Origin of the sequence: Lactococcus taiwanensis, from assembly GCF_014905395.1 — a bacterium.
Lineage (GTDB): Bacteria > Bacillota > Bacilli > Lactobacillales > Streptococcaceae > Lactococcus > Lactococcus taiwanensis.
Genome location: NZ_BNDT01000002.1, coordinates 298,054 through 322,624, shown reverse-complemented (window position 1 = coordinate 322,624; position 24,571 = coordinate 298,054). Strand labels below are relative to the sequence as shown.

Sequence of the window (24,571 nt, the reverse complement as noted above, 5' to 3'; positions counted from 1 at the left end):
TGTTGCACAGTTTCAGTGTCAATTATCTTTGACATGCTAGGTTTTATACTTATCTATCAGCCCTTAGCCTTCTCTTTTTTCAAGAAATTTTTTTAATTCAAAAAATCCTGTCAAAATGACAGGATTTAATAAGAGGAAAATCATACAATTATTCAGTGATTCTTTGCTCAGTTACTGCATCAAAGAAATGTGCCTTATTTAAATTCAATGCCACGGTGATTTTTTCTCCAGGCGCTCGGAAATCACGCGCTTCAACGCGTGAAACGAATTCAGTACGACCAATTTTCAAATAAAGCATTGTTTCAGAACCTAACATTTCTGAAACCACCACTTCGGCTTCCACATTTTGATTCGGATAAGCTTGTTGAGCCAAATTACTTGATTGGATGTCCTCAGGGCGAATTCCTAAGATCACTTCCTTTCCTTCATAACCTTGATCTTTCAGTAACTTAACTTTTCCTTCTGGAAGATCAATATTAAGCCCATCTTTACTTGTCAATTTGCCATTTGTCATTTTGACATCAAAGAAGTTCATCGCAGGGCTACCGATGAAGCCCGCCACAAATTTATTCACTGGTTCATTGTAAAGCTCTTGTGGTGTCCCGATTTGTTCGACACGTCCCACAGTTCCTGTCTTGTCAGCATTGGGTGTAGAAGACATAATAACAATACGATCCGCAAGCGTCATTGCTTCAGTTTGGTCATGTGTCACATAAATTGTAGTTGCCCCAATACGACGGTGAATCTTGGCAATTTCTGTACGCATTGAAACCCTTAATTTAGCATCCAAGTTTGACAAAGGTTCATCCATCAAGAAAACCTTTGCGTCACGTACAATCGCCCGTCCCATTGCAACACGTTGGCGTTGTCCCCCAGAAAGATCCGCAGGTTTACGGTCGAGCATATCGGTCAGTCCAAGAATTGCCGCTGCCTCATTGACACGACGCTTGATATCATCTTTTTTAAACTTACGTAGTTTGAGGCCAAAAGCCATATTATCAAAAACCGTCATATGGGGATAAAGGGCATAGTTTTGAAATACCATTGCAATATCACGATCTTTTGGTGCTACATCATTCATTACCTTATCGTCAATTTTGAGTTCACCGTCGGTAATATCTTCAAGCCCTGCAACCATGCGTAAAGTCGTTGATTTTCCGCAACCAGAGGGACCGACAAAAACGATAAATTCTTTATCCTTGATGTCAATATTAAAATCCTCCACAGCGTATTGAGTCGCATTGGGATATTTTTTATAAATTTTCTCTAAACTTAGTGTTGTCATTACTAGCTCCTTGTTCTTTATCGTTAAATCCATTTTATTGCAAACGTTTTCTTTTCGCAATGACCAAGCTGCCTAGTTTTTTTGTACAACCTGCACAAAAAAAGTTACCAACACTGTCTCTTTTAGGGAGCATCGTCAGTAACTTTATATTATTCTTCATTTAGTTTTTTTGTCGCTTCCGCAAATTTTTGTGCCACTGCTTCTAAAGCCAAATCTTCTGCATCTCCAATGTAATGCTCGTCATTGATTTCATCAAGATTGACATACATATCTAAATGACCCTTGAGGTTATCAAATTTTACAGGAGCATCTCCGCCATATTCCCCATCAAGGTTGAGTAAAATATTTTGACCACCGAGTGGTTCGATTTCAATTTTATTTGTCTTGATATACTCCAGATTAATATCATCAAGGTGTTTGCCGTTGGCAACAATGGCGAGTAATGCCATTAACTCAAATAAATTGTCCGTTTTCACTAGGATCAGGGTAAATAGCCCATCATCTAGCTTAGCATCTGGTGCAATTTTTTCAAAGCCCCCTACTGAATTAGTGAGTGCTGCAAAAAACATTGAAATATCCCCTTCGAACACCCCGTCATCATAAGTCACCCGAACAGGTGCCTTACGAACACGCGGGAGAAGTTCAGCACCTTTGGCTAAATAGGCCAAATAACCAAAAGCTGTTTTTAATTTGCTAGGTACACTATAAGTGAGTTCAGTTAATCCTCCACCTGCTGCGATATTAATGAAATATTTTTCATGTCCGTCTTCTTCAGTCACGGCATGGCCTACATCAATATTTAAAATTTGGTTTTTGCCAATAATTTCAATAGCTTCAAGTGGTTTGCCTCGTGGAATTTTTAAAGCACGTGCAAAATCATTAGTTGTTCCTGTTGGAACGATGGCAAGACGTGGGCGTTTTTTATAAGGTGAAATTCCTGCCACCACTTCGTTTATTGTCCCATCACCGCCTGCTGCGATAATTAAATCAAATCCTGCTCGTGTTGCACGCGCAGCTTCTTTTTCAGCCGAGTTTTCCTCTGGCGTCGTGCGATAAGCACTTGCTTCATACCCATATTCTTCTAGTTTATCCAAAATATCCGCAATGTGCTTTTTAATAATTTCTTGACCTGAAGTTGGATTATAAATCAATCTAGCTTTCATCATTTCCTCCAAAAATTCCATCAAATAAATTACTGACAGCATTGTCAGTAATTTTAAGCCTTTTATTCAGTCTGTCAGCAACTTACAACTTCTATAAGTCAAGCAAATCCTGCTCTGACCAGATTTCGATACCCAATTCTTGAGCCTTCGTTAATTTACTGCCTGCTTCTTCACCAGCTACAACAAGATCTGTTTTTTTAGAAACAGAACCCGATACATTAGCACCAAGGCGTTCCAATTTTTCCTTTGCTTCAGTTCGTTTCAGACTTGTCAATTTTCCGGTAAGGACAACGGTTTTCCCAGATAAGATGCCGTCAGTGTTAACTGTACCCAAATAAGCAAAATTGACCCCCGCTTCTTCCAGTTCATCCAGTAAAATCTTTGCTCCATCTGTCTCAAAATAAGTTACCAGCGCCATTGCAATGACGCCACCAAGAGATGGAATCTCAGAAATTTCTTCCTGTGAAGCATGGGATAGCGTTCGCAAATCACCAAAACGTTCTAGTAAGAGTTTTGCCGCTTTGCTGCCCACATGTCGAATACCCAAACCAAATAATAGCTTTTCAGCAGAGTTGTGACGACTATCAGAAATTGCAGATACAATTTTTTGCGCTAAGGTTTCCTTCACTTTATCCAGTGTAAGTAAATCTTCTACTGTAAGATGGTACAAATCCGCCACATCCGCTACTAATTTTTTATCAAAAAGTTGTGCAATAACTGATGGTCCTAAGCCCAATATATTCATGGCTTCACGACTAGCAAAATGTATCAATTTTTCACGCATTTGTGCGGGGCATAGTGGGTTGACACAGCGAAGGGCAACCTCATCTTCAAAATGCAATAAATCTGAGCCACATTCAGGACAATGCGTTGGGATTTCTAAGGGTTTTAGCCCCTTTGGTCGCTGATCCAAGAGGACTTTACCGACCTTTGGTATAATGTCACCTGCTTTATAAATCAACACGTGATCCCCAATCCGTATGTCTTTTTCACGAATGTAATCCACATTGTGTAAAGTCGCACGCGATACTGTAGTTTGAGCTAATAAAACAGGTGTCATATTCGCCGTTGGAGTAACGACCCCTGTGCGGCCAACAGTCCAATCTACCGATAAGAGTTCTGTCTCTGCCTCTTCAGCTGGAAATTTATAAGCAATCGCCCACCGCGGAGCTTTCACAGTAAAACCAAGTTCTTCTTGAGCCGCAAGATCATTAACTTTAATGACCACCCCATCAATGTCATAAGCCAAGGTTTCACGCAAGCGTGTTGCCTCTTCAATAAACTGCCAAATCTCTTCCATATTTCGAGCAAATTGGCGCTCTGGATTAACCTGAAAACCGAGTGCTTCAAAATACTCTAAGACTTCTTCTTGAGTATCATTCGTTGCAGGGCTTGCTTCTTGATAAAGAAAGGTAGCTAGACCACGCTTGGCTACAACTTTTGTATCAAGCTGACGCAGAGTTCCAGCAGCCGCATTTCGTGGATTAGCAAAAGGAGCTGCCCCTTCAAGTTCACGCTCTGCATTAAGTTTGGCAAAACTTTGGCGCGGTAAATACGCTTCACCACGCACCACGATATCAATAGGTTCAGTCAACTTTAAAGGAACATCTTTGATTCGTTTGACGTTTTCTGTGATATTTTCGCCAATCGTTCCGTCACCTCGTGTCGCCGCTGTAACTAAAATACCATTCTCATAATATAAAGAAAGAGATAGACCATCTATTTTGAGCTCACAGATGTATTCAGGATGGTCAAGTTCCTTACGCACTCGTGCTTCCCAAACCGCCAACTCTTCCCGCGAAAAAACATCTCCTAAACTGTATAAGTTGTAAGGATGACGAAATTTCTCAAAACCTGATAGGACTACTCCACCGGTTCGGTGGGTTGGAGAATCTGTTCTTACAAACTGAGGATTCTCCTCCTCTAACTTCACAAGCTCCTGATAGAGCCGATCATACTCGCTGTCCTCAACGGAAGGTGTATCTAGCGTATAATATTCATAAGCATATTGGTTCAGTAACTCAGTTAGCTCATTAATTTTTGACTCGATATTCATAGTACTATTTTAACATAAAAAGAAGACCCCAAGGGTCTACGGAGCTATCCAAAATAGTAAATTTATCCTTTATAGAAGTTAGTTTTAAAACTTTTTTGAAAGTTATCCTACTTAAAAACAAAATAAAAAACGCTCCTAGGAACGTTCTATTCGAAAAACATTAAGGCGGCGATCGGATTTGAACCGACGATTAAGCTTTTGCAGAGCCATGTGTTACCACTTCACTACGCCGCCACAACATTAACTATTATAGCGGAAAAATAAATTTATAGCAAGCACAAACTCATCCTCTCAGAACTTACGCCTATCTCACTTTTGAGGCAATTTATTGCCCATTAGACTTTCTTCTTCGTTTCAAGACACTACTGATCTGCTTTTGTTCTGCAAGAGTTTTTTCTAAGTCAGTAGGAGAACCTTCCTTTATTAACTCTAAAGCACTTTGAGCTTTTTCTTTACTTAAGATACTGTACCCCATTTCTTGGCGTGCATCAAGGATTAAAAAATCTCCCACTAGCGCCAGATCTCCACTTTCTCCTCCAAAATCTAAAACATTTTTATTCCATTCGTTCCACGAAATAACATTGGATTGAAATGCTTCTTTTACCCACACTTCCTGCACAGGGCGGTGCGTAATTTCCCAAACCTCAACAATCTGCCCTTTGTATTTTGCCAGCATAGAGCCCCTTTCTCACACATAGCATCTTCAGTAAACTTATTTTAGCAAATTGAAATGTTTTTTCAAAATCTTTGTTACCTCTCATCAATTAAAATTATCATATCTGTAACTTTAGTTACAAATAAATATCGAAAAATCAAGTATTTTGTAGTCTATAACTTATCTCAAAAGCCTCTTTATATCTTTATAATACAATCAAAAAGCTAATAAAATACACTCGCTGTAAACACTCTCAATATATTACACTTCAGCAAAAATAAAAAGACACTTTCGTGTCTTTGTTTAGAGCTCTTCTCCATTAGAATTAATCACTTTTTGATACCATTCAAAGGAGTCTTTTTTCGAACGGTCTAAGCTCCCTTTTCCCTCATTATCTTTATCCACATAAATAAAGCCATAACGTTTTTTCATCTCTCCAGTCCCTGCTGACACTAAATCAATGAACCCCCAAGGCGTGTAGCCCATAAGATCCACCCCATCGTATTCGACAGCTTCCTTCATCGCTTGGATATGCGCCTTAAGATAGTCCACACGGTAGGGATCGTGAATACGCCCGTCTTCCTCTACTTTATCGACTGCTCCAAAACCATTTTCCACGATAAAGAGTGGCTTTTCATAACGTTCATTAAACCAGTTTAAAGCATACCGTAACCCCAAGGGATCAATCTGCCAACCCCATTCAGAAGCCTTGACAAACTCATTTTTCACGAGGTCTTTATCTTCATCATAATCAAATGTAGGGGCTTTCCCATGATCTTTAATGGCAAAACTCATGTAGTAAGAAAAGCCAATATAATCCACTTTACCTTTCGACAACAGCTCCTTATCTTCTTTCGTGATATCAAGGTCAAAGCCTTTACGCTCAAAGTAGGCTGTCAGATAGCTTGGATAGTGACCACGAACATGCACATCCGCAAACCAATAGCGACGTTGCATTGCCACAGTAGATGCCATCATATCTTCTGGTTTACAAGTAGCTGGATAAATCGGACACATGGCAATCATACAACCAATTTGGAAATCTGGATTAATTTTATGCCCAATTTCGACGACTTTAGCTGAGGCAACCAACTCATAGTGAGCCGCTTGATACATGATGACTTCCCTTTCTTCATCACTAGCTCCTTCTGGAAATTTCAATCCTGAGTTGGTAAAGGGCGCAAAATCGCGCATAAAGTTTGCTTGGTTATTAATTTCATTGAAAGTCATCCAGTATTTGACCTTATTTTTATAACGTTCCATGACTACTTCGGCGAAATGAACAAAGAAATCAATCAACTTACGATTTCGAAAGCCCCCATATTCAGTCACTAAGTGATAGGGAAGCTCAAAGTGAGAAAGGGTAATTACAGGTTCAATCCCATGTTTTAAACATTCATCGAATAAATCATCATAAAATTGCAACCCTTCTTCATTAGGTTCTGCTTCATCTCCATTGGGGAAAATACGAGTCCAAGCAATCGAAGTACGAAAGCAATTCAAGCCCAGTTCGGCAAATAACGCGACATCTTCTTTGTAGCGGTGATAAAAATCGATAGCTTCATGATTAGGATAGTTTTCTCCTGGTAGTACGCCGTCTGTAATTCGGCGCTCTACACCGTTACGGCCGGCAGTCATTACATCTGCAACTGAGGGCCCTTTTCCTCCAGCATTCCACCCTCCTTCAAGTTGATGTGCAGCTACAGCGCCACCCCATAGAAAGTCTTTTCGTAAAGTCATATAATCTCCTTGTAATTTTTAGAATTTTTAATTTTCAACATTTTAATAAGATAAGCTCAAGTCATCCTTGAGCTTATCACGCTTAAATTTAGTATTTTCTTATTTAGTAGCTTCGATTTCAGCTTCTGTTTCAGCTTCTTCTTTAAGCAAGATTTTATCGTAGGCACGAGCGAATGGCCAGTAGAGAACGACCGTCATTAACAACATGAGAATTTGCCAAACCATACCTTGCCAGCCACCGACCAAGAGACCGGATAGAATTGCTGGCGTTGTCCACGGAATAACCGCACCGTTAAACGGTGGAATGATACCGAGCCAAATGACTAAGTAAGTCAAGATACCAGAAATCAATGGTGCAAGAATGAATGGAATACCAAGCACTGGGTTCAATACAATAGGTAAACCAAAGAGAATAGGTTCATTGATGTTAAAGATTGCAGGACCAATTTCCATACGACCCAAAGTTTTACCTTGAACGGATTTAGCACCGATCAAGAGGAAGATAACCAAACCAATAGTCAAACCAGAACCAGTAACTGTCAAGTATTGGTCCATGAAGGATTGAGTAACGATGTGAGCTCCATGAGCCAGGTCAAGATGTCCAGCTTTGTTCAAAGCGGCATTGTCAGCTGCATTGGCTTGAAGCAAAGGTCCCATGATACCACCGATGATTGTTGCACCGTGTACACCGAACCACCAGATGAATACGGGCATAAAGGCAATAACGAAGACACCGACAGGACCGTCTGTAACGTGTTGCAATGGGGTTTGAATCCATTTATAAACGAGTTCGACGAAAGTGGTGTTGAAACCAATGGTTGTAATCCCGTGCACCACACCAGCTAATGTGATGATGACACCTGCAGGAACAAGGGCTGTGAATGATGCGGCAACGTTTGCTGGCACTTGTTCAGGCATCTTGATGGTAATATTACGACGCATAAAGCCTGTGTAAATCCAACCGACTAGAAGCCCAACGATGATGGAGAGCACCATCCCTTTACCACCGAGCCACGCACGGTCGATGACCCCACCAACTTGATAGGCTGTGGAAACTTTTGTGGGGTCAGTAACACTGGTTACTTGATGAACAGTGTCAGGTTGTAACAAAATATGGACAATAATACCAGTTAAACCTGCAGGAACACCTTCATAACCTGCATCACGAACCCACGCATAAGCAATACCGAAAACAGCAAGCAAAGCCATGATCCCAAATGACGCATTGTTAATTTGTAAGAAGAGTGGTCCCAATTTGATTTTGTTCATGAAATCTTGCCCTGCTTGGAATGGCAGCTGGCCAAGAATCAAGAACACTGATCCAATAATAATGAATGGAATGGGATAAATCATACCATTTTTGATTGCCGTAACTGCACGGGTATTCAAAAATTTCATCATTGGAGGCATGATTTTGTTTTGAATAAAATTGTTCATATCTGAACAGTCTCCTTTTCTATTTAGGCGCTCCTCGACATCAAACACTTGTTACTTAAGGCGCCCCTTATTTTTACACTCTCATTATAGCACCTCACCCTCAAATAAGAAAGCGCTATCTTTTATATTTAGAGCTGTTCTTTAAAACAGGTACAGTACCTCTTTTGGTACAGAATGTACCATTATTGTCATTTAAAAAGCCTGATTTTACAGGCTTTTTCTTTTTTATATTAATATTGAAATCTTTTTGACATCTTTTTTCGTTTGTACTTTAAAAGTATTCGGCATACATCAAGTGTTATTGTTGTATTAAAATAAATAAAAAAAGCCTTAGGGCTTTTAATAATTAATGTGACATCTCGTACACTAAGTCCGCAAGTTGCTCCGTCAAATATACTGTAGGAAGTTGACTCGTCAAATCAAAGTGAGTCGCAACACGCCGTTCTATAATCCGATATGAAATTACCGAGTCGCTCAATTCTGCAATCGTTGAATGGCGTTTGGGTGTAATACTCATGATTTGTACATCTTTATTTGTACGAAGGCTACTAAGGACTTCCACAATCTCATTGGTTTCGCCAGATATGGATAGGGCTATCACAAGATTATTGGTGGTATTACGTAATTTAGAAGATATGGGGTAGGTCACATCACTAAAAGAAAAAGTATTGATTCCTACACCAGCTAAACGTCGTGCTGCATAATCACAAATGAGCCCACTAGAGCCTACACCTGTAAAGATGACATTATCGCTTTCAAGGATCAAGCGGGCGAGTTCTTCAAGCTGCTGGTTAACATCAGCCGGAAAGATGTCGAGAGAAAAAGAGGTCGGACTAGTGGGTTTTTCTTCTTCAAGTTTTACTTTTCTCGTAACATCAGCTTTGAAATCTGTGTAAGAGTCATAGCCAATTTTATGAATCAGCCTCATAACGCTTGAAGAGCCCACATGTGCTTGTAAAGCAATATCACGAACATGCAAATAGGGAATTTTCTCTACATTATCTTTAAGATAAGTATAAATTGTCCGCTCCGTATAGGTCAGTTTTTGAAAATCAACTTTACCAAAAAAACTCATCTTTTACTCCTTTTCTTCTAAATTTTTGCTAGAAAAAAGTTGCGGTATCCGCAACTTTTCCGTCAATCTTATAAAGCTTATTTATTTTCTAAAGCCTGAATGCGTTTTTCTTGATTAACAATTTCGACAGCAAGATCTTTAAAAGTGATTGCATTCATCAAATGGTCTTGGGCATGTACCATATAGAGATCGATTTCAGTGTGGATACCTTGTGCTTCTTTAGTAAGCATATCGGTTTGGACATCATGTGCTTCACGGAGTTCACTATTTGATTCTTGCAAAGATTTTTCTGCTTCTTCAAAGTCTCCTGATTTTGCTTGTTGGATTGCTTGAAAAGCAAGCCCTTTAGCATTTCCACCATGCATAATAATGCCCATTACAATTTCCATACGTTCTTCGTTCAATTTATCTCTCCCTTTTTAGAAATACAACATCCTGGAGGAAAACCTCCGAGCTCTAGTAACCTCAATATCTTGATAGGTTATTAGTTCATCAAATTTTCTGCAGCAGCAAGTACTTTATCCCCACGCATCATTCCATAGTCTTGCATTTTAATAACGTCCATTGGAACACCTGCCGCTTCGGCTTTTTTCGATACTTCACCTTTCATAAAGGCAACTTGAGGGCCTAAAAGTAAAACATCTGGTTTTGGAGATCCTGATCCTGCAAGCATGTTATCAATATCAGCTGTTGATTTTGCAAAAATCTCATAATCTTTACCATTGTCTGCTGCTGCTTTTTGCATTTTTGAAACCAAAAGTGATGTTGACATTCCTGCTGCACATGCAAGTGCGATTACTTTATCTGCCATAATTATTTTCTCCTTTTTCTTAACGTTTTTTAATTTTCAACGTTTCTATATGGATAATTATAACGTTTTCATTTCAAGAATGCAAGCGTTATCTATTTTTTGAAAAGGCTTCATTTTTTAGACGAATTTCTCTCTAATCCCTTGTAACTATAGGATTAATCGTAGTTTTTAGCAAACAACAGTAAAAACGCTTAGCCATCGCCAAGCGTTTTAATAATTTGTTTCTTATTTTGAAACAAGTTCAACTTTTCTCAGTCAGTAAATCAATTGATTTATGAGACAAAATCTCCAGAATAGCAAGAACAGGAAGTTGAGTGGTTAAATTTCCAAGAGGATACTGTTTAGACCACTCATTAATCAAGTGATACGAAAGATTCAGGTCTGAGAGTTTAGCCACGGTACAGTCTTCATGGTTTGTGATAGAGATAATTTTGGCCCCACCTGCTTTAAACTCTAATTCTTTTTTTACTACTTGCTCTGTTTCCCCAGAGACAGATAAAATTACTGCGACAACTGTTCCCATTCCTCGAACTTGAACAGCTTGAAAGGGGTCTGAAATAACAAAGCTCCGTAGGCCCGTATTGACAAAATATTTCGTGGCATACTCACTGAGAGAACCAGAGGTTCCCAAACCAAGAAAGACAGTGTAATCGGCTTGAGCAATCATCTTGGCGGCTTGATTGAGCCGGGCTTGATAAGCTTCTGTATTCATTCGACGCAAAAACATATTGAACTCCAACATGTTATCATAATGCTGTTCTTCAGGAGTTTTTTCTCGCTCTTGACTTTTCAAATAAAACTTGAGATCAGCCCATCCCTCAAAACCAAGTTTTGTGCAAAGTCGGACAATAGTTGAGGTTGAAACATGCACTTTGCTGGCCAAATCTCGAATCGTCATTTGCTGAACTTGTTCGGGTGATTTGACGATAAAATCAAAAACTAAACTTTCAAGCTCATTGAGCTTACTGATTTGTTCTGGTAAAAACATAATTCCTCGCTTCAATTTAAAATAAATTGATTAGTACAACTTTATTACTGACAAAGCTATCAGTACTTCGTCTAGGAAATAGAGCCAAAGACAAAAGCATCCATCAACCCAAAGACTTCATGGCTATAATAACTTACGTAAGTCAGCGGAACGTCTACTGAGGTTACTGCTGCTTGACCCATCAGCTTTAATCCTTGACGCTTTGCCAAATAAAGCGCTCGGTAGAGATGAAAATCACTGGTGACCACTACCGTTTTACCGCAAAAATATTTTTTAGAATAATAAATATTTTCTGCAGTATTTTGGGCTTTTGTTTCAGCGATAATCCGCTCCCTAGCTATCCCGTGACTGACTAGGTAATTTTTCATGCTAGCTGCCTCACTGATTGGTTCGTCAGTCCTTTTTGCTCCCGAGACAATAATTGACGCTTGAGGATTTTTTTGGGCCAGTAGCCGTGCAGCTTCCAGTCTTTCTTGCATGATATGTGAAGGTTTTTTATTAGCTTCAACCTTTGCTCCTAGGACAAGAATTGTGTCAATCTTGTGGTCTTTAGCTACCGAAGTATTCGCTTTACTCAGTATTAAGCCAAGACAAATCAAGCAAAGTAAGAGAAAACTTGCTAAAATTCCTCCTGAAAATTTAAGCAGTTTGCGCATGTTTTGCTACCTTAAACTTAAAAACTTTGTTTACGTGATTCACGCTGTTTGCGCGCATTTTTGTTACGTTCAGCACGACGTTTTTTCTTATTATCTTCTTCAATTTGCCATTTAATGGCGCGTTTGTAGCCTGGCTTAACGTGTTTTTTCCCTTTTTTGAGGGCACCAATAGTTTTGGTAGATAATTCTTCTTGTTTTTTGGTCCGTTTTTCACGACGATCACGGTCATACGAGTCAACAATCTCGCCATTTTTTACTGCTTTAGGTTGGAAAGTAACACCCATTTTTTCAATTTCACGGATGCTTGAGTCATCGGAAGGGCTATATAAGGTGATAGCTGTTCCCCGCAAGCCATTGCGACCAGAACGTCCTACGCGGTGCACAAAGAATGTCAAATCTTTTGGAATTTCATCATTGATAATATGCGAAACTCCTTCGATATCAATCCCACGAGCTGCAATATCTGTTGCAACCACATATTGATAATCTAGATTTTTGATGGCGTTCATGATGCGTTTGCGTTCACGCGGAGGTACATCTCCATGAATTTTAGCCACTTTAAGTCCATTACTTGTTAAGAAATGGTGAATATCATCCACGCGCCCTTTCGTATTGGCGAAAATCATCGCCATATAAGGGTTGAGCGCTTTTGTTAACTGCAGCAAGAGCTGATTATGTGAACTCCCTTTTGTCGAAACCAACCAGTTTTCGATCGTATCTGAGATGACCGTTTTGTTAGCAATTTTTTGCATGACTGGATTATGAAGGTATTTTTTTAAGAAGGGTTGCAACTTTTGCGGAATCGTTGCTGAAAAGACCAACATTTGCACACGTTTACCAAATGAACTAGCAATTTGGTCAACATCTGCCAAAAAGCCCATATCTAAGGTCATGTCCGCTTCATCCACGACAAAAGTTTTGGCTGTGTGGACAATGAGTGCGTTAGATTTTACTAAATCATGAATCCGACCAGGTGTCCCAATAACGATATGAGGCTGAGCACTTTCCAATTTTTTGATTTGGCGCGCTTTGTCCGTTCCACCCACGAAATTAGACAGGCGGATTTTATCATTGACTTTGACAAACTCTTGAGCAGCTTTGTAGATTTGGGTTGCGAGCTCCCGTGAAGGGGCAGTGATGACGGCTTGCACTTCGTCCAAATCTGTGTCCAAATTTTGGAAAATAGGAAGCAAAAAAGTGTGTGTTTTGCCGGAGCCAGTCTTAGATTCACCCACTAAGTCTCGTCCAGAAAGAACGATAGGAATCAATTTTTCCTGGACTTCAGTTGGGTTTTCAAATTTGATATTTTCTAGTGTTGTATTAATATAGTCTTTAAAGTTAAAATCTGTAAATTTCATGTTTTTCTTTCATTGTCAAGCTTGAAACAGATGCATTTTCGCAATGCGTTTGTTCCTTTTAAATGTTGATTTATCCATGGAAGGGACTTTTTTCTATTATATCAGAAAATGAACATTTAAGAAACCTGTCTTTTTTTTGTAACGCTGATTATTTAATGGTGGGAGAAGTAGGCTTCTCCCTTTTTGTCAACAGGTATGGCTTACTTACAAAAAAAGTTACTGACGAGACGGTCAGTAACTTTTCATTAATGTTTTATACGTTTATTTTGTTTTTGCATAAAGTTCGTTCACTTTATCCCAGTTGACAAGATTGAAGAAAGCTTCGATGTAGTCTGGACGTACATTATGGTATTTGAGGTAATAAGCATGTTCCCAAACATCAAGTCCCAAAACAGGAACTAACCCTTCAGAGATTGGGTTATCTTGGTTAGCTGTAGAAGTGACTTTCAATTTGCCATCGCCATCAACGACAAGCCAAGCCCAGCCTGAGCCAAAACGTCCAGTTGCGGCTGCTTTAAACTCTGCTTTGAATGTTTCAAAGCTACCGAATTCTTTGGCGATTGCATCACCAATTTCACCATCGGGATGGTTTTCAGAGCCTTCTGTGTTAGGACGGAGCCAAAGCCAAAATTGGCTGTGGTTCAAATGTCCACCACCATTATTGCGGACAGCTGTACGAATGTCTTCTGGGATTGCTGACAAGTCTGTCAGTAATTCTTCAAGACTTTTATCATCCAACTCATTATGTTTTTTAATCGCTGCATTGAGGTTGTTAACGTAAGTTTGATGATGTTTTTCGTGGTGCAAGTGCATCGTTGCTTCATCAAAGAAAGGTTCAAGCGCATCATAAGCGTAGGGAAGTTCTGGTAATGTAAATGCCATCGTTATTTCTCCTTTGTTTTCATTTTAATTCTATTCTCATTATAGATGATTTCGATTACATTGCCAAATAATTTGTTTACCAAATCTTCCCAGAACGTTGCTCAATAAAGCTTAAAGCACGTGGTGAAAGGAGTGTGTCAACTTGTTTTAAGTCTATTATATCTACGACACCCAAGAGTGTCATCCCTTTTGCTAAATCCGCTTTCCATTGTTCAAGTAGAGCTTCCACTGCTTCTACGCCGGACTCATTCAAAGTGGAGAGTAAAAAGCCTGCCGAACTAGCAAGATCTGCTCCCAAGATTAAACTTTTGACTATATCTTGCGCCGAAGTAATCCCACCTGTAGCTATGAGGGGCTTGGTGGGTGGGGTGAGTTGGGCTTCCAACAAACTCTCTACTGTGGAAAGTCCAAAATCATCAATATCAAAACCATTTTGACTGCGTTTGCGCTCAATCCACGCAAAATTTGTTCCCCCGTTTCCACCGATGTTAATAGCCGACACCGCAGTTTCTGAGAGTTGTTTAAAGGTTTGCTGAGACATGCCAAATCCAACTTCTTTTACAATGACTGGTACCTCTAGCTTTTCTGAAATTTCATTAATATTGTCTAACCAGCGAAAGGCCCGATCCCCTTCATCCATAGGTAACTCTTGCGCTGTATTAACATGTATTTCTAAGGCATTAGCCTCAATCATCTCTACAGCACGCTTAGCATTTTCCAAAGAATGCCCAGCCCCTAGATTGGCAAAAAGAAAGCCAGAGGGATGGAGTGCTCGGACATTTTTAAAGCCTGCAGCCAGTTCAGGGTATTTTAGGGCAATTGATTGTGAACCAACAGCCATAGCCAGACCTTGACTTTTTGCAATTTGGGCCAGTTGTGCATTAAGCTTGTCAGCGCGTGGTGTCCCTCCCGTCATCGCCTCAATGTAAAAAGGAAATTCAAAGGACGCACCCAAAAAATTGCTGGACAGCTTAATGTCCTCAAGAGCAATCTCTGGGAGCGTATTGGGAATAAGGCGTAAATCAGAAAACGTTAAGCCTGCTGTCTTGTTTCGTTGATCACGCCAGTATTTGATTGCTAATGAGAGGTGCTCGTCTTTGCGATGTTGATGAATTGCTTTTTCGTTTTTTATCATGTGTTCTTTTCCGAAATTTCTGCTTTAAACAAGTGTATACCATGATCCTCTAATTTTTTTTGCAGTACTTTGATAGGTGCCTCATTTTCTGCAAATAAAATCACATTTTCTCCGAAACCTGCTCCGGAAATTTTACCTGCAAACTCAGGGTAGGCATTAATCATTTTTAAGGCCAGTGACAACTTATCCGTCATGTAACCTTCAGGAATGTGATGTAAAAGAAGCTTTTGATTTTCTAAAAGTTTTTCTTTAAAACATTGAAAATCTTGTTGAGCAATCGCTGCTGTCAGCGCTCTGACCAAGTGATCAGAAGTCTGATAAAAATCATCAGACAGTTCAATTTTTAATTTTTCTGATGTTTTTGCAGCTTTTTGCGTTTGTACCACATAAGTTGCCCAAGGCATATCAAGGGGGAGCACTTGAGTACGGTTTTTATATAATACACTTCCCCCATACATTATGGCTGCAATATCCCCCATAGAACCTGAGCCTTGCACTTCGTAATGGGCTTCTGCGGCAATCACAAAGCGCTCTGCTAAAGTCAGTCCTAGCTTAAAGTAGGTATTAGTAGCATTTACCACACCACAGACCACAGAGGCGCTAGATCCGTAACCTTTTTTTCGATCGCCAAAGCCCATATCACTTGTAATTTCAATAGTCACCTCAGGCCAGACATTTTTGACTTTACTGATAGAACCGTCAGTAAAGTCCAAGGTTTTTTTCAAAGCGGTCAGAGCAAAATTCCAAGGGTTATCTGATGTTACACTAATTTTATTTATTGAAAAGTCATAATCTGCCATTGCAACATTGGTTTGGAGATGTGATGATCTGTCTCCTGCTGAGATTTTGACTGTAAAATCCGTCGCAATGGTTGTCACCAATGCTAAGCCTTCTGGTCGTGTTACTGCATATTCCCCTGCAAAAAACAACTTTCCCGGTACATTGACAATGACTGCTTCATCAAAGGTACTCATAAGCCCCTCCTGCATGTGCGACGTCAAAAGTTAGTTCGGGAAATTCTGCTCGAAATTTAGCAAGCAGTTTTTTCTCAGTCGCATGATCAGTAATAATTTTTACATTTGGCCCTGCATCAATTGTGACAAAAGCAAGTAGACCTGCTCGGTAGCACTGCGCAGTAAAATCCACCACGCGCTGTGTCTCTTTTGTAAAATAATCAAAGGGCGCTTCACACCGACGATTTTGCTCATGCATCCCCAAAGCATTGTCTTGAGCAATTAAGCCAATTTTTTCAATGTCTTCTTTAAGAATAGCGGACTTCATCTCTTCCAATTGATAAGCAGACTTTTCCACCCAGGCCCCATAGGTCGGGGCGGTTTGAGCTAGTTGCATTCCTTTAGTAGAGGACATTTTTTTCTTTTCTGAGGAGATTTCCGCCACAATCATTGAAAGTCCAATGTCTTGATTATAAAAAGACTCTGCAAAAGATGAACGATCGTCTGTCCCTTTATTCCAGATTGCAAAATTACCAAAAAGAGAACGCGAAGCCGATCCTGATCCGCGTCGTGCAATCCTAGAAAGTTCCGCATCATCTTTTTCTAACTCGAGCAATCCAAACATGGCTGCCGTCAATGCTGCAAAGCTCGAAGCACTTGATGCAAGTCCCGCTGCTGTTGGCACATGGTTTTCGGAAGTAATCTTTACATTTGGAAATTGTCCGTATTTTGCGCGCATCATCATCAAAAATTGGCTCACGCGTGTCGCATCTGTTTCTTGCTGATTTAGAATCAATCGGTCTGCTGGCGATTCCGTAAATTCGACTGCCGTGGTGGTATAAAATTGATCCAAGGTCATAGACAAAGAACTTGTCGTAGGAATATTTAGGGTTGAGTCTGCTTTCCCCCAGTATTTAATCAAGGCGATATTTGTGTGCGCCCGCGCTGTGACAATATTTTTCATGAAACTATTATATCATAAAAGCCAATAGAGCTACTTGTACACTAGCAGCAAAAAAAGACAACCTACGTTGTCTTTTAATAGTTTAGTTTCGATCTTTTAGGGTTAAAGCAGATCTCAGAATGAATAAATCCACGTGTTCTTCGCGCCATTTTTTAGCAAACGCTGACTGATGCGAATCGCATCTTTTTCATTTTCAGCCAACGCTACCATGACACCCCCTAAACCAGAACCCGTTAATTTAGCTCCGAGTGCCCCGTTTTTAAGAGCTGTATCCACCAACGTCTCAAGACGAGGGTGTGAAACGCCAAGCTCAGAAAGAATACCATGGGCTTTATTCATCACTTTACCAAAGGCACTTAGTTGGTTAGTCATCAAGAAATTTTTTGAGGCTGTTGCTAATTCCCCTAATTGGTTAATATGTGCCTGCGTTTTTTTCTTTTCTTCGACTAACTTTTCACGTACAATATTGATCGCTTGGCTTGTAAAGCCATGAACACCTGTATCTCCGATAACAATAAAGCCATGCAAATTCAGCTCAAAAGGCTCAATGGCGGTATCCTTGATAAACCAGAGCGGCTGCTCTGAGTTTACGGTCGCTACATCTATCCCCGAGGATTTACCATGTGTAATATTCTCAGAAAAATTAGCATAAAACATCAGATCACTTTGGGGTAACTCAGTTTCGAAAAAGTCATAAAAAGCTCGCGTGATTGCCGTAGCCAAAGAAGCTGATGCGCCTAAACCACGCCCTTGTGGAATATTTGAATCAATTTCTAATGAGAAAGGCATCTTTGAAGAATGAAATTTACTAAGCAAACGCATAATTAACTGGCGAATCCCTTCAAACTCATCTCCCATCAAATCAATTCTTCTACGGAACTCATTATTTTCAATATATTGCCCGTATTTTGACGAGGTCAATGTCGCAGTTGTCTTGAGAATAGTGACAGGTAAGGCAATTGCTGGTTGACCGTATACGACGGAATGCTCTCCAATCAAAATTAACTTGGAATGGGCGATTCCGACACCCATTTTGTTTATAGTCATTTTTTAACAGTTCTCCCGCTACATAAGTTCTTTGAGCATCTGCATTTCAGCTTGCTCTGAACCCATCATTAGCATCTCCTAGATGTTCTATCCAAGAGCTGGTGCGAAGCACCGTCGTACGGTAGTTATTTTTAGATAACAAGATTCGTTATCAAAACGTACCTGACAATTTTATAAAAATTCTCTCTGAAAATCAAGCTTTTACCGTTATTGCTCAACTTTTTACTCAATTTGAAGTATAATAAACGCATGGAGAAACAATACAAAGCACTTCAAGAAGGCCTAGAAAAAATGAAACTTGTTACCGTGAGTGCGGCAATAAAAGAAACACAACTTTCCAGAGAAGAAATTATTAACTTTGTTAAAGCTCATGAAAAGCTAAGAATTTTTGATGATCTCCAACACCATTGGATCAATGAAAATGTAGATGGGCATTGCTAAAAAGTTACTGACCAGTTGGTCAGTAACTTTTTTGTTCATAAGTCATGAAATTCTGCATATAAGGCTTGTCGATTGAGCGAACGTTCTTTAGCAACTTGCTTAATCGCCGCGTTTGGCTTTGAGCCTTCTTCAATCAGCATCTTGACAGCTTCTATCGGGGACAGCTCTGGCGCAATGGTTTCAAGGACTTGCTCTTTTGCTCCCGACACAATAATTAAACACTCCCCTTTGAGCGGATGTTGGGTCAGAGAATCTAACACCTCAGAAATAGTCCCGCGTCGATATTCCTCGTAAATCTTTGTCAACTCACGTACTAAAACAACTGGACGATCACCGTAAACTTTAAGTATATTCTCAAGCGTATCAGCAACACGAAAAGGGCTCTCATAAAAAATCTGTGTTTCAGGATAATTGACCTTACTGCTAAGAAATTTCTGTTGTTCCCCTCGCTTACGGGGCAAAAAGCCATAAAAAACATGTGGTTGTGGTGCCAATCCTGAGGCAATCAAGGCTGTGATGCCGGCAGAAGGACCAGGAAGAGCCACTACTTCAATCTCCCGTTCAATGCACGCTCGAACTAAATCATGACCAGGATCAGAAATAGAGGGCATGCCTGCATCTGAGACTTGAGCAATGGATTGTCCTGCTTTTAAGAAGTCAAGGAGCTTGGGTATTTTCTCTTGCGAGTTATGCTCATGAAAAGATTCTTGTGGAACCTTAATCTCAAAGTGATTCAAAAGTCGCAAGGTATTTCGCGTATCTTCTGAGCATATTAGGTCAACACGCTTTAAGGTTTCTAAAGCACGTAATGTCATATCCTGCATATTGCCAATCGGAGTGGGGACAAGATATAAGGTTCCCATCGTCTTTGCGCCTTTAAAGGACTGTTGAATAGTAAATGTTTTATCCATTAGCGATACAATAGCTCCAAACAATCTAAGCAAGACTCACCTTCAGCCAAGCGTTCTGCATAATGTAAGTGGCAGACATGGAAACCTTCATTAAAAATCTGAATCAGATTCGGATTAGGTTGATCTTTGGGTGTTTCTTTTTTTACTTCTTTCTTTTCAAATTCTGCTAAGCGCTCACGGAGCTTTTCGAGTTCCATCCGTAAAGTCGCATTTTCCGTAATGGAAGTTTCAAGAACTTGCCGAATGTGAGCCACTTGCGCCAAAGTCATTGTCAGTGTCTTCTCTAAATCACCTAATTGTTCAAAAACTTCATATTTGTCAGCCACGATTCACCTCAACTTCTGCAAGTTCAAATTCCTTGCTATATTCTCCAAACCTAATTTTCACACTATTTTTTAAAACGTTTAATCCGATAACTTTTCCTGTTCCTTCAGCAGTCACAACTTTTTCACCAAAATCTGGGAAAATTTCTTGCGCTTCTTTGTAAAAATCCTCTTCATAAGTCAGACAACACATCAAACGTCCGCATAAACCGTTCAATTTACTTTGCTTCAAAGAAAGATTTTGATTTTTAGCCATTTTGATTGATACATTAGGAAATTCATAGACAAATTCAGAACAACACAGTGGACGTCCACACGGTCCTAATCCCCCATAGATTTTTGCAGCATCACGTGGTCCAATCTGCCGTAATTCAATCCGAATGCGAAAATAAGCAGCTAACTCTCGCAAAAGCACTCGGAAATCAACTCGGTTTTCTGCTGTAAAGGAGATAAAAAGTTGAGTTTGATCATAGTTATATGCCACCTCGATAATTTTCATTTCGAGTTTTTGATCTAAGACCAACTGACGGACACGCGTTTTAGCTTCCAAAGCTAAGTCATTAAGTGTTTTAACTCGTAACTCATCTTCTTCGTTGGCTTTGCGAAGCACCTTATGTTTTACCTCAAGCGCCGTATCTGTTGGAATTTCTCGAATAATTCGTCCATAATTCATTCCTTTATCAGAACGGACAATGACACCTTCTTGGACCTCCAAAGCAGTTTCCGAATCGGCAAAAGCATTTGTTTCACCATGGCCAAATTTTACTTCATAAATCATCTTTCCTTCACCCTTCTTCTTAAGGTTGTGTCACGCTAGAGTACCATAAAAGTCAAACAGGACTCAAATCTAACATTACTTTTCCACATCTCGATGGCACGAAATGTTTTGAGCAACTCATCGCGCATCTTTTCCTGACGAAACATTTGTAATAAAAGTTCAAAAGCCATATTCTGCTTCTCTTTATCATCAAAAATTTCAACAAGTTCCTTGAGGTACAAAAAAGCTTCTGATGGGCTAGTGGCGCATAATTTAACAAACTGTTCAAGCCGTTGTACGCCATCGCTAAACCATACCTGTTGACTTAATTCCATCGCTTTTTCGGGCGAATCACAAATTTGTGCGAGCCACTCTGCTTGTGTTTTCAAAAGTCCACTTTTTTCTAGGAGATGCTGAAAATGATGGCTATTCTTTGTGAAATGGACGACTTGTGTACGTGATTTTATGGTAGGTAAAATCATATTTTCATTAGTAGTTAACAAAAAGATAACTACTTCACTCTCAGGTTCTTCAATAGATTTCAAAAGCGCATTTGCGGCATTTGGATGCATCTTTTCAGCAGCTTCTATAATAACTGCTTGCTGTTTTCCTTCGTACCCTGACTCACTAAAGACTTGAGTGAGCGTACGTATTTGTGCGGTTTTTATAGTTTGTCCCTCTGGCGAAACTACATGTAAATCAGCAAAATCTTCTGTAGCAACTAAGCGACAAGCTCGACAGATACCACAAGGAAGACCTTCTTGCAAGTTTTCGCAAAACAAAGCCTGACTTAACCAAATCGCGAACTCAAATGATCCAAAGCCTCCTGAAAATAAGTAAGCATGACTCAAGTGCTTACGTTGCAAAATATTTGAAAATTGCTGATAAAGCTGGGGCTGAATTTCTGATACTTTCACACAAAACCTCTCTCAAAACCACTGACCCCGCCGTCAGTAATTAAAATATACTCGCAAATCGCTCCTTGATTGCTTCAATTGTATCGGACACCACTTTTTCGACTGATTGGCTCGCATCAATTGTAACAAAGCGTTGCGGTTCTTTTTCTACCATTTTAAGATAACCTTGTCGAACTTTTCGATGCATTTCGGCACGTTCCAAATCCAAACGATTTACTTCATCTGCCCGATTACTCATGATGCGATCAAGGGCAACATCTGTATCAATATCAAAATAAAGTGTCAAATCAGGCTTCAAACCATCCGTCGCAAAATTGTTGAGCCAGTCTACAACTTCAACACCCAATTCACGCCCATAACCTTGATAAGCCACTGATGAATCTATAAAACGATCGACAATTACAACTTTACCAGCTTTCAGAGCTGGAAGCATCTTCTCTTGCATATGCAAGCGGCGTGCTGCAGCAAAAAGGAGCATTTCTGTCTTAGAATCAATCTCCGTGTTCTTAGGGTCCAAAATTAATTGACGAATTTCTTCAGCCAAACGGACGCCACCGGGTTCACGTGTCGAAATAATGTCGCGTTTCATTTTTTTGATTTCCGGCAAAATTTCTTTTAAAACTGTCGTTTTTCCTGCGCCATCAGGTCCCTCAAGGGAAATTAAAATTCCATTCATAGCCTCTATTATACCAAAAAACAAACTTTTTAGCTTTTTTCTTAAAATAATAACATCACTTTTTGCGTAATTTTACTAAAAATTGTATAATATATCTGAAACAGCTTACTTTATTTGTCAAAACTCATAAATGTAAGAAATTTTAAATATTTAAAACTCACCACCTGAAAGGACAACATATGAAAAAGATTCTCGTTGTTGACGATGAAAAACCAATCTCAGATATTGTAAAATTTAATTTGACCAAAGAAGGCTTCGAGGTTTTTACCGCTTTTGATGGCGAAGAAGCACTTGAATCTTTTAAAGAAGTGCAACCCGATCTTATTTTACTTGACTTAATGTTGCCTAAACTTGATGGTCTTGATGTTGCTCGTGAAATTCGTAAAACTTCTGAAACACCTATTATAATGGTGTCAGCTAAAGATAGTGAATTTGACAAAGTCATTGGTCTTGAGTTGGGTGCTGACGACTACGTCACTAAACCCTTTTCCAACCGCGAATTGTTGGCTCGTATCAAAGCCAATTTACGTCGTGTAAATGCTACTCCAGCAGAAACTAATGATAATGTCAAAAAAGAATTGGTTATTGGAAATCTCCGCATCAATCCAACACACTATGCCGCTTATAAAAATGATAAACAGCTTGATTTGACGCATCGTGAGTTTGAATTGCTTTATTACTTGGCACAACACTTAGGTGAAGTCATTACCCGCGAAAACCTCCTCGAAACAGTTTGGGGCTATGATTATTTTGGTGATGTCCGCACTGTGGACGTGACTGTACGTCGCTTGCGCGAAAAAGTTGAAGATACACCAAGTCGCCCGCAATATGTTTCAACACGTCGTGGAGTGGGCTACTATATGAGTAACCCTCATGATTAAATTTTTTAATTCAATGATTTTTAAAGGAGTAGTGGCCCATCTACTTCTTTTTGTCATCCTTTTTATGAGTAGTTTTGACTATAATGTCGCCCATTTTAATTCTGTTTTAGCCAATTACTTTTTTTCACTGCTCTTTGTACTCGTTTTTTTAATTCATCAACACCGGATGATTGTAAATGTTTCACGCCAAATGAATCAGATCAAAAATGGTTATTTAACTAAAGATAAACTTCCTAAAGGCACCAGTGAAATTAATGAGTTATATGGCGAAATCTTAAAACTTGGCGAAGATATTGTCAGAACCCAAAACAACTTAGAAAATCAACGGAATCAACTTGATAGCATTCTAGCTTATATGATTGATGGAGTTATCGCTACTGATCGCCGCGGGAAAATTATTATGGCAAATAAGTCTGCCCTCCATTACCTCAATACAACTGAAGCTGAGTTGATGCAAAAAAACATTGTGGAAACCCTTCAGATCAGTGAGCAATACAACTTCTATGATCTGCTCGAGAAAGAACCCGAAGTGGTGATTGAAACTCATGATGCTGACAATGAAGCCGTCTCACTTCATATTAAATTTGCACTTTTTCGTCGTGAATCTGGTTTTATTTCAGGTATTATTGCCGTACTTCATGATATGACAGAGCAAGATAAATCTGAACGGGAACGTCGTCTTTTTGTATCCAACGTATCACATGAATTACGGACTCCTCTGACGTCAGTGAAAGCTTATCTTGAAGCTTTAGAGGATGGGGCTCTTGATGACAAAGAAACTGCTGCTTCGTTCATCAATGTTTCTTTAACAGAAACTAACCGCATGATTCGCATGATTTCGGACCTTTTAACCCTCTCAAGGATGGACCAAGACCGAATCGTTTTAGATAAAGAAATTATTAATCTCACTGCTTTTTTAGACCACCAACTTAATCGACTAGATCAAATTTTGGAAACTGACTCTAGCGGCTTACTCACCTCTGATTTTACTTTAGTACGAAATTATAGTAATCGCCCCATCTGGGTTGAAATTGACACGGACAAGATTGCCCAAGTAGTGGATAACATTATCAGCAATGCTTTTAAATATTCTCCTAAAGGTGGGGTAATTACTATCTCGGTAGAAACCCGTGAGAAAGATGTCCTTATCTCAATCAGCGACCAAGGGATGGGTATCCCGCGTGCTGATCTCGTCAAAATCTTTGACCGATTTTACCGTGTAGATAATGCTTCACGCAATTCCAAAGTTGGAGGGACAGGACTTGGACTTTCAATCGTCCATGATATTGTCAAAATGCATGGTGGAAACATCTTTGCAAACTCTGAGGGGGAAGGAAAAGGGACGACCTTTAGTTTTACACTTCCTTATTCTTCCGAGAACACGGAGGTGTGGGATGATTTTGATGATAGCTTCTGATTTTTTTACTGATCAGTCTGTCAGTAAAAATAAAAAGAACGGA

25 protein-coding genes and 1 tRNA gene are annotated in these 24,571 nt (G+C 39.6%); 3 read left to right on the top strand and 23 right to left on the bottom strand.

Features of this window, described 5'->3' with window-relative positions:
* Nucleotides 1-148: 148 nt before the first annotated feature.
* The 18 genes from JKP71_RS03855 to mvk form a co-directional block, all read right to left on the bottom strand.
* The gene (locus tag JKP71_RS03855) at nucleotides 149-1,285 is read right to left on the bottom strand and encodes an ABC transporter ATP-binding protein (RefSeq protein WP_075524770.1); all 1,137 of its coding nucleotides are present in this window, start codon (nucleotides 1,283-1,285) and stop codon (nucleotides 149-151) included.
* 149 nt (nucleotides 1,286-1,434) lie between these two features.
* Nucleotides 1,435-2,451 carry a diacylglycerol kinase family lipid kinase gene (locus JKP71_RS03850; protein ID WP_200407087.1) on the bottom strand — a complete coding sequence of 339 codons (1,017 nt, stop codon included), beginning with the start codon at nucleotides 2,449-2,451 and terminating at the stop codon, nucleotides 1,435-1,437.
* 88 nt (nucleotides 2,452-2,539) lie between these two features.
* Complete coding sequence (ligA, locus tag JKP71_RS03845; RefSeq protein ID WP_200407086.1) at nucleotides 2,540-4,504, bottom strand: NAD-dependent DNA ligase LigA; 1,965 nt, start codon at nucleotides 4,502-4,504, stop codon at nucleotides 2,540-2,542.
* Between the two features lie 163 nt (nucleotides 4,505-4,667).
* Nucleotides 4,668-4,738, bottom strand: a tRNA-Cys gene (locus tag JKP71_RS03840).
* A gap of 91 nt (nucleotides 4,739-4,829) precedes the next feature.
* Nucleotides 4,830-5,180 carry a hypothetical protein gene (locus tag JKP71_RS09565; RefSeq protein ID WP_231097831.1) on the bottom strand — a complete coding sequence of 117 codons (351 nt, stop codon included), beginning with the start codon at nucleotides 5,178-5,180 and terminating at the stop codon, nucleotides 4,830-4,832.
* Between the two features lie 282 nt (nucleotides 5,181-5,462).
* Nucleotides 5,463-6,899 (bottom strand): 6-phospho-beta-glucosidase, encoded by a 1,437-nt coding sequence (locus tag JKP71_RS03830; RefSeq protein ID WP_200407085.1) that lies wholly within the window; start codon nucleotides 6,897-6,899, stop codon nucleotides 5,463-5,465.
* Between the two features lie 99 nt (nucleotides 6,900-6,998).
* Nucleotides 6,999-8,336: a PTS sugar transporter subunit IIC gene (locus JKP71_RS03825; protein ID WP_075524775.1), complete on the bottom strand. Its 1,338-nt coding sequence runs from the start codon at nucleotides 8,334-8,336 to the stop codon at nucleotides 6,999-7,001.
* A gap of 346 nt (nucleotides 8,337-8,682) precedes the next feature.
* Nucleotides 8,683-9,411, bottom strand: a complete 729-nt coding sequence (locus JKP71_RS03820) for a MurR/RpiR family transcriptional regulator (RefSeq protein WP_200407084.1) — start codon at nucleotides 9,409-9,411, stop codon at nucleotides 8,683-8,685.
* A 77-nt stretch (nucleotides 9,412-9,488) separates the two neighbouring features.
* Nucleotides 9,489-9,815 carry a PTS lactose/cellobiose transporter subunit IIA gene (locus JKP71_RS03815; RefSeq protein ID WP_075524777.1) on the bottom strand — a complete coding sequence of 109 codons (327 nt, stop codon included), beginning with the start codon at nucleotides 9,813-9,815 and terminating at the stop codon, nucleotides 9,489-9,491.
* An 80-nt stretch (nucleotides 9,816-9,895) separates the two neighbouring features.
* Nucleotides 9,896-10,222 (bottom strand): PTS sugar transporter subunit IIB, encoded by a 327-nt coding sequence (locus tag JKP71_RS03810; protein WP_075524778.1) that lies wholly within the window; start codon nucleotides 10,220-10,222, stop codon nucleotides 9,896-9,898.
* Nucleotides 10,223-10,463: 241 nt separating this feature from the next.
* Nucleotides 10,464-11,210, bottom strand: a complete 747-nt coding sequence (locus JKP71_RS03805; RefSeq protein ID WP_200407083.1) for a MurR/RpiR family transcriptional regulator — start codon at nucleotides 11,208-11,210, stop codon at nucleotides 10,464-10,466.
* A 71-nt stretch (nucleotides 11,211-11,281) separates the two neighbouring features.
* Complete coding sequence (locus JKP71_RS03800) at nucleotides 11,282-11,866, bottom strand: YdcF family protein (RefSeq protein ID WP_200407082.1); 585 nt, start codon at nucleotides 11,864-11,866, stop codon at nucleotides 11,282-11,284.
* Nucleotides 11,867-11,883: 17 nt separating this feature from the next.
* Nucleotides 11,884-13,224, bottom strand: a complete 1,341-nt coding sequence (locus JKP71_RS03795; protein WP_075524780.1) for a DEAD/DEAH box helicase — start codon at nucleotides 13,222-13,224, stop codon at nucleotides 11,884-11,886.
* A gap of 261 nt (nucleotides 13,225-13,485) precedes the next feature.
* Entirely contained in the window at nucleotides 13,486-14,106 is a 621-nt protein-coding gene (locus tag JKP71_RS03790) for a superoxide dismutase (protein ID WP_075524781.1), read from the bottom strand.
* A 76-nt stretch (nucleotides 14,107-14,182) separates the two neighbouring features.
* Entirely contained in the window at nucleotides 14,183-15,241 is a 1,059-nt protein-coding gene (gene fni, locus JKP71_RS03785) for a type 2 isopentenyl-diphosphate Delta-isomerase (protein ID WP_200407081.1), read from the bottom strand.
* The gene (locus tag JKP71_RS03780) at nucleotides 15,238-16,215 is read right to left on the bottom strand and encodes a mevalonate kinase family protein (RefSeq protein ID WP_200407080.1); all 978 of its coding nucleotides are present in this window, start codon (nucleotides 16,213-16,215) and stop codon (nucleotides 15,238-15,240) included. The genes fni and JKP71_RS03780 overlap by 4 nt, the downstream gene beginning before the upstream one ends.
* Nucleotides 16,202-17,158 carry a diphosphomevalonate decarboxylase gene (gene mvaD, locus JKP71_RS03775; RefSeq protein WP_200407079.1) on the bottom strand — a complete coding sequence of 319 codons (957 nt, stop codon included), beginning with the start codon at nucleotides 17,156-17,158 and terminating at the stop codon, nucleotides 16,202-16,204. Before mvaD ends, JKP71_RS03780 begins: the two co-directional genes overlap by 14 nt.
* Before the next feature lie 114 nt (nucleotides 17,159-17,272).
* Complete coding sequence (mvk, locus tag JKP71_RS03770; protein WP_075524785.1) at nucleotides 17,273-18,205, bottom strand: mevalonate kinase; 933 nt, start codon at nucleotides 18,203-18,205, stop codon at nucleotides 17,273-17,275.
* Between the two features lie 249 nt (nucleotides 18,206-18,454).
* Here mvk and JKP71_RS03765 point away from each other — a divergent pair, with 249 nt between their 5' ends.
* On the top strand, nucleotides 18,455-18,646 hold the full coding sequence (locus JKP71_RS03765; protein ID WP_200407078.1) for a hypothetical protein: 192 nt from the start codon (nucleotides 18,455-18,457) through the stop codon (nucleotides 18,644-18,646).
* Between the two features lie 35 nt (nucleotides 18,647-18,681).
* On the opposite strand, the gene rsmI is transcribed toward JKP71_RS03765, so the two are convergent.
* The 5 genes from rsmI to tmk are packed head-to-tail and all read right to left on the bottom strand — an operon-like array spanning nucleotide 18,682 to nucleotide 22,230.
* The gene (gene rsmI / locus JKP71_RS03760; protein ID WP_200407077.1) at nucleotides 18,682-19,557 is read right to left on the bottom strand and encodes a 16S rRNA (cytidine(1402)-2'-O)-methyltransferase; all 876 of its coding nucleotides are present in this window, start codon (nucleotides 19,555-19,557) and stop codon (nucleotides 18,682-18,684) included.
* Nucleotides 19,557-19,883 (bottom strand): DNA replication initiation control protein YabA, encoded by a 327-nt coding sequence (gene yabA, locus JKP71_RS03755; RefSeq protein ID WP_200407076.1) that lies wholly within the window; start codon nucleotides 19,881-19,883, stop codon nucleotides 19,557-19,559. The genes rsmI and yabA overlap by 1 nt, the downstream gene beginning before the upstream one ends.
* On the bottom strand, nucleotides 19,876-20,658 hold the full coding sequence (gene ricT, locus JKP71_RS03750; RefSeq protein ID WP_200407075.1) for a PSP1 domain-containing protein: 783 nt from the start codon (nucleotides 20,656-20,658) through the stop codon (nucleotides 19,876-19,878). Before ricT ends, yabA begins: the two co-directional genes overlap by 8 nt.
* A 35-nt stretch (nucleotides 20,659-20,693) precedes the next feature.
* The gene (locus JKP71_RS03745; RefSeq protein WP_200407074.1) at nucleotides 20,694-21,554 is read right to left on the bottom strand and encodes a DNA polymerase III subunit delta'; all 861 of its coding nucleotides are present in this window, start codon (nucleotides 21,552-21,554) and stop codon (nucleotides 20,694-20,696) included.
* A gap of 40 nt (nucleotides 21,555-21,594) precedes the next feature.
* Nucleotides 21,595-22,230, bottom strand: a complete 636-nt coding sequence (gene tmk / locus JKP71_RS03740; RefSeq protein WP_075524791.1) for a dTMP kinase — start codon at nucleotides 22,228-22,230, stop codon at nucleotides 21,595-21,597.
* A gap of 179 nt (nucleotides 22,231-22,409) precedes the next feature.
* On the opposite strand from tmk, the gene yycF reads away from it, so the two are divergent.
* Entirely contained in the window at nucleotides 22,410-23,111 is a 702-nt protein-coding gene (gene yycF, locus JKP71_RS03735; protein WP_075524792.1) for a response regulator YycF, read from the top strand.
* Nucleotides 23,104-24,528, top strand: a complete 1,425-nt coding sequence (locus JKP71_RS03730) for an ATP-binding protein (RefSeq protein ID WP_200407073.1) — start codon at nucleotides 23,104-23,106, stop codon at nucleotides 24,526-24,528. The genes yycF and JKP71_RS03730 overlap by 8 nt, the downstream gene beginning before the upstream one ends.
* Nucleotides 24,529-24,571 lie beyond the last annotated feature (43 nt).

Excerpts from the sequence above, each read along its gene's own strand:
- JKP71_RS03855 (WP_075524770.1), bottom strand. The coding sequence starts at position 1,285 with ATGACAACACTAAGTTTAGAGAAAATTTATAAAAAATATCCCAATGCG.
- JKP71_RS03850 (WP_200407087.1), bottom strand. The coding sequence starts at position 2,451 with ATGATGAAAGCTAGATTGATTTATAATCCAACTTCAGGTCAAGAAATT.
- ligA (WP_200407086.1), bottom strand. The coding sequence starts at position 4,504 with ATGAATATCGAGTCAAAAATTAATGAGCTAACTGAGTTACTGAACCAA.
- JKP71_RS09565 (WP_231097831.1), bottom strand. The coding sequence starts at position 5,180 with ATGCTGGCAAAATACAAAGGGCAGATTGTTGAGGTTTGGGAAATTACG.
- JKP71_RS03830 (WP_200407085.1), bottom strand. The coding sequence starts at position 6,899 with ATGACTTTACGAAAAGACTTTCTATGGGGTGGCGCTGTAGCTGCACAT.
- JKP71_RS03825 (WP_075524775.1), bottom strand. The coding sequence starts at position 8,336 with ATGAACAATTTTATTCAAAACAAAATCATGCCTCCAATGATGAAATTT.
- JKP71_RS03820 (WP_200407084.1), bottom strand. The coding sequence starts at position 9,411 with ATGAGTTTTTTTGGTAAAGTTGATTTTCAAAAACTGACCTATACGGAG.
- JKP71_RS03810 (WP_075524778.1), bottom strand. The coding sequence starts at position 10,222 with ATGGCAGATAAAGTAATCGCACTTGCATGTGCAGCAGGAATGTCAACA.
- JKP71_RS03805 (WP_200407083.1), bottom strand. The coding sequence starts at position 11,210 with ATGTTTTTACCAGAACAAATCAGTAAGCTCAATGAGCTTGAAAGTTTA.
- JKP71_RS03800 (WP_200407082.1), bottom strand. The coding sequence starts at position 11,866 with ATGCGCAAACTGCTTAAATTTTCAGGAGGAATTTTAGCAAGTTTTCTC.
- JKP71_RS03795 (WP_075524780.1), bottom strand. The coding sequence starts at position 13,224 with ATGAAATTTACAGATTTTAACTTTAAAGACTATATTAATACAACACTA.
- JKP71_RS03790 (WP_075524781.1), bottom strand. The coding sequence starts at position 14,106 with ATGGCATTTACATTACCAGAACTTCCCTACGCTTATGATGCGCTTGAA.
- fni (WP_200407081.1), bottom strand. The coding sequence starts at position 15,241 with ATGATAAAAAACGAAAAAGCAATTCATCAACATCGCAAAGACGAGCAC.
- JKP71_RS03780 (WP_200407080.1), bottom strand. The coding sequence starts at position 16,215 with ATGAGTACCTTTGATGAAGCAGTCATTGTCAATGTACCGGGAAAGTTG.
- mvaD (WP_200407079.1), bottom strand. The coding sequence starts at position 17,158 with ATGAAAAATATTGTCACAGCGCGGGCGCACACAAATATCGCCTTGATT.
- mvk (WP_075524785.1), bottom strand. The coding sequence starts at position 18,205 with ATGACTATAAACAAAATGGGTGTCGGAATCGCCCATTCCAAGTTAATT.
- JKP71_RS03765 (WP_200407078.1), top strand. The coding sequence starts at position 18,455 with ATGGAGAAACAATACAAAGCACTTCAAGAAGGCCTAGAAAAAATGAAA.
- rsmI (WP_200407077.1), bottom strand. The coding sequence starts at position 19,557 with ATGGATAAAACATTTACTATTCAACAGTCCTTTAAAGGCGCAAAGACG.
- ricT (WP_200407075.1), bottom strand. The coding sequence starts at position 20,658 with ATGATTTATGAAGTAAAATTTGGCCATGGTGAAACAAATGCTTTTGCC.
- tmk (WP_075524791.1), bottom strand. The coding sequence starts at position 22,230 with ATGAATGGAATTTTAATTTCCCTTGAGGGACCTGATGGCGCAGGAAAA.
- yycF (WP_075524792.1), top strand. The coding sequence starts at position 22,410 with ATGAAAAAGATTCTCGTTGTTGACGATGAAAAACCAATCTCAGATATT.
- JKP71_RS03730 (WP_200407073.1), top strand. The coding sequence starts at position 23,104 with ATGATTAAATTTTTTAATTCAATGATTTTTAAAGGAGTAGTGGCCCAT.